Source organism: Streptococcus danieliae, assembly GCF_013415245.1.
GTDB classification, from domain to species: domain Bacteria; phylum Bacillota; class Bacilli; order Lactobacillales; family Streptococcaceae; genus Streptococcus; species Streptococcus danieliae_A.
Genome location: NZ_JACBXX010000151.1, coordinates 1 through 3,793 on the forward strand (window position 1 = coordinate 1; position 3,793 = coordinate 3,793).

Genomic DNA, 3,793 nt, shown 5'->3' on the forward strand with positions numbered 1-3,793 from the left:
TGAATAATAGCTGTCTCACAAGAGCGATTGGGACGAAAGCCATAACTATACTCTGAGAAGTGTCTTTCACAGATTGGACTGATGGTTTGAACACTCGCTTGTTGTACCATTCTGTCCATGACTGTAGGGATTCCAAGATTTCGGACGCCACCATTTGGCTTAGGAATTTCAACTCGTAAAACTGGTTGAGGTTTGTACTTCCTCTGCTTTATAAGTTCCTTGGTTTCTCGCCAATGTTGCCGTAGGAAATTATCCATTTCCTCAATGGTAACTCCGTCGATACCAGCAGAACCCTTGTTTCTTTTTACCTGATGATAGGCTTCAAGCATATTGTTCCGAGATAATATCTTATCTAGCAATTCTGACATGTGCGTATTCCTTTCTTGTTTCGGTGTCTGAGGGACATCTTAGATTCGTGAACCTTCTCCTAGTCAATACGTGACCGTCTCCAGTTCTATCAGACCGTTCTTTTACAGACACAAGTGAAGTAGGATTACTTCGGTTAATTGTTCGCCCCTTCGCTCCATTTCCATTACAGAAACTTCATCACTACTATGGGTTCGGCTGACTTCTCATGATTCGTTGTTACTACGTCTACGACGCTCATGAGACCTCACGGGATAAGTCGTATATCTTTCCTCGTTTACTCTCGTGATCTACGCATATAGGTTACGACTACCTTTTGGGACTTTAGAGTTTTCAGCCTCCTCATCCACTACATACGCCTTCATATCACATTTCTGTTCGTAGAGCCACGATTTCGCTATCCCTTCCTCTCCCCGCTACCTCACGATAGTCAGGCTTGGGAGTCGCTATTGGGTTCACCGGTAGCAGGTGCCCACAGAGGACTTGCACCTCAGATATACGACATGCCCGTCGTACTGAAAAAAAGCTAACCTTTCGGTTAGCTACTTTGCGGAGAGAGGGACTTGAACCCTCACGACCTAAAGCGGTCACAGGATCCTTAGTCCTGCGCGTCTGCCAATTCCGCCATCCCCGCTTGAATACTTAATTAGTATATCAGACAGGGATAGGCTTGTCAATTGTTTTTTGAAAAAAATTTAGGAAATTTCAACTTTTTGAATCCAACCTTCTGGAGCTGGTCGATCGCCATACTGGATGCCGACCAGTTCTTCATAAAGGGCTTTTAATTTTGGACCAGCTTGATCACCTTCTGTAAAGCGATAGACTGTTTCCCCAGCAGTAATGCTGCCAATCGGGGTAATAACCGCTGCTGTTCCACAAGCGCCGGCTTCAACAAAGCGATCTAACTGATCCACATAGACATCACCTTCTTCCACAGTCATCCCAAAACGTTCTTGGGCGAGGTGGAGAATGGAGTACTTAGTGATAGACGGTAGGATTGAAGGGGACTGCGGTGTTACCAAGTGATTATCGGCTGTAATACCGAAGAAATTGGCTGCTCCAACCTCCTCAATCTTGCTATGTGTCTCAGGATCTAGATAGATAGCATCAGCATAACCTGCTTTTTTGGCCAACATTCCTGGCTGCAAGCTAGCTGCATAGTTGCCAGCTACTTTTTGAGAACCTGTTCCACGCGGCGCCGCCCGGTCATAGTCACTAATCACAAAATTCCCTGGCTGCAAGCCACCCTTGAAATAAGGGCCAACAGGCATTACAAAGACTGAGAAGATGTACTCATCCGCAGGGACAACCCCAATCCCATCCCCAATTCCAAACATAACTGGGCGAATATAAAGAGAAGCTCCTGTTCCATAGGGTGGAACCCAGTCCGCATTGGCTACCACAACCTGATGTACCGCCTCCACAAACCACTCTTCTGGAAAGGCAGGCATCAATAGTTTCTCCGCCGAACGATTCATCCGTTTCGCATTTTCATCCGGACGGAAGAGTTGAATACCACCATCCTTAGTCCGATAAGCCTTGAGCCCTTCAAAACAGGTTTGACCATAATGCAAGACATTGGACGACTCGCTGATGGTCACCATTTTATTTGTTTCAATGCCACCAGGTGACCAAGCCCCATCCTTGTAATAAGCCCGGTAGCGTTTGCCAGTATCCACATAGGCAAAGCCAAGGTTATCCCAATCCATTGTTTCTGGTGTTACTTTTGTCATCACTGTTTCCTCCTAATTTAACGTTTTACTTCAAAATAATAGATATCTGCTGTGTAAGCTTTTAAGGTTTTGGTCAAAATCCAATCAATGACAAAGGCACTTGCAAATGGAAAGACCAACCAAACAAATAACATCATCGGAAGTCCCAAACCTGGAAGAGAGGCCATCGGACCAACCAATCCAACTAGACCGAAACCACCCGAAGCTGCCGTTCCACTAACATTAAAGAGGGCTACTGGAATCGCACAGACAGCTGCATTGGCCAAAAAGGCTAAGCCCATTACCGGACGACGGAAAAAGTTCGGCATCATCATCTTCATCGATCCCAAGGCAATCGCTAGCGTTACTCCCGGACGATTGACCTTGAAAGAAGCCACTACTAGAACGGCTGTGGTCGCTGCAACGCCCATCGCTGAAGCCCCTGCAGCTACTCCCTCTAAACCAATGGTAATCGACAGGGCAACAGTTGATAGAGGAGAAACAATAAAGAGCGCAAAACACATCCCAATCAAGATACTCATCGAAAGCGGAGCCAACTCGGTAAAGCTGTTGATTACCTGGCCAATTGCCTGGGTTCCCGCACTCACATAGGGAAGGGTGACCAAGCCAATACAACCAGCCCCTAAACCTGCCAAGATGGGTAATAGAATCAAACTCATGGATCCTAGTCGCTCACCAATTAGCTGAATCACCCAGACAGCTACTGCAGCTGTAATCATTGTGTTTAACATAACCCCGACACTCACTAATTGGGTTGTCGGAACACCATCAACTGGAACCACCTTCCAGGCTCCTGAACCTAGAAAGGCTGCTCCTCCGACAGTTACCGCCTGCATCGGATTTAAGTCAAATTGCAAAGCAATCAAAACACCCGCCATCAAAGGTAGCCCATATTGAAAAATTCTTGCTGCATCCGCAATTGGTTGTAAAGCAGTCCAACCATTGGCCATCAAGTATTTAAAAATTTCACTGAGGACAGCATTGGGAATGAGAGCCACAATAACAGCCAAGGCTGTTCCTGTTAAAACGGCATTTACAAATGCCCAGCCAGTTAAAGGGCGTTTCGATTCTGTCATAAAAACCTCCTGTATTTCAGAGAATTCTGAATATTTTAGTTTATTGTAGTTAATTTTCAGAAAATTTGCAATAGATTTTAGGAAGTTTTTTGAAAAGTTTATCGAGTAGAGGCTAATTTCTAGTCCCTCTCACACCACCGTGCGTGCCGTTCGGCACACGGCGGTTCAACTAACTTTTAACGCATGTCGTTTAAGATAGAAATCTAGACAAGAAACCAGTCCTCTTTTAGTAAGGGCTGGTTTTGATATAGCTCGCTTTAAGACTGACTTTTGTGCCACTAGTTGATAGTGGTTACCCCAGCCAGATACTTTATCGGCTATCCATTTCGGAACACCTAGTTTCAGAAGTCCCCATAGTCGTCTCGATTTTTTCTTCCATTGCTTCCAGATAATGACTCGGATACGAGTTCGTAAACGCTCATCTATTTGCGTCAGTATCGTCTTCATATTACCAAGTGAGAAGTAATTTACCCAACCGCGGATAACCCAATTTAATCGTTCAATCCGTGTCGTTAGGTCAATGCTCCACTTCCTCGTCGTTAGTCGCTTCAGCTTGCGCTTAAAACTCTGTACACTATCTTGATGGGGACGGCATTTCCAGCCTTTCGGAGATTTCCA

Annotated in this window: 4 protein-coding genes and 1 tRNA gene; all 5 read right to left on the reverse strand. The window is 45.4% G+C overall.

Going from position 1 to position 3,793, the window contains the following annotated elements; genetic code table 11:
* A partial coding sequence (locus HZY94_RS07305) for a reverse transcriptase domain-containing protein (protein ID WP_257151906.1) occupies positions 1 to 368 on the reverse strand: 368 nt, incomplete at its 3' end.
* A 546-nt stretch (positions 369 to 914) separates the two neighbouring features.
* Positions 915 to 1,000: transfer RNA gene (locus HZY94_RS07310), tRNA-Leu, on the reverse strand.
* 61 nt (positions 1,001 to 1,061) lie between these two features.
* Positions 1,062 to 2,099, reverse strand: coding sequence for a branched-chain amino acid aminotransferase (locus HZY94_RS07315; RefSeq protein ID WP_179925641.1), 1,038 nt, complete (start codon positions 2,097 to 2,099; stop codon positions 1,062 to 1,064).
* A gap of 17 nt (positions 2,100 to 2,116) precedes the next feature.
* A complete protein-coding gene (locus tag HZY94_RS07320) occupies positions 2,117 to 3,175 on the reverse strand; it encodes a PTS sugar transporter subunit IIC (RefSeq protein WP_179925642.1) in 1,059 nt (352 codons plus the stop codon).
* A 165-nt stretch (positions 3,176 to 3,340) separates the two neighbouring features.
* Positions 3,341 to 3,793 (reverse strand): group II intron maturase-specific domain-containing protein (locus tag HZY94_RS07325; protein ID WP_306538575.1); only part of this gene is annotated, 453 nt, incomplete at its 5' end.

Bases quoted from the DNA above. Each gene is read 5' to 3' on its own strand.
- HZY94_RS07315 (WP_179925641.1), bottom strand. From the start codon at position 2,099: ATGACAAAAGTAACACCAGAAACAATGGATTGGGATAACCTTGGCTTT.
- HZY94_RS07320 (WP_179925642.1), bottom strand. From the start codon at position 3,175: ATGACAGAATCGAAACGCCCTTTAACTGGCTGGGCATTTGTAAATGCC.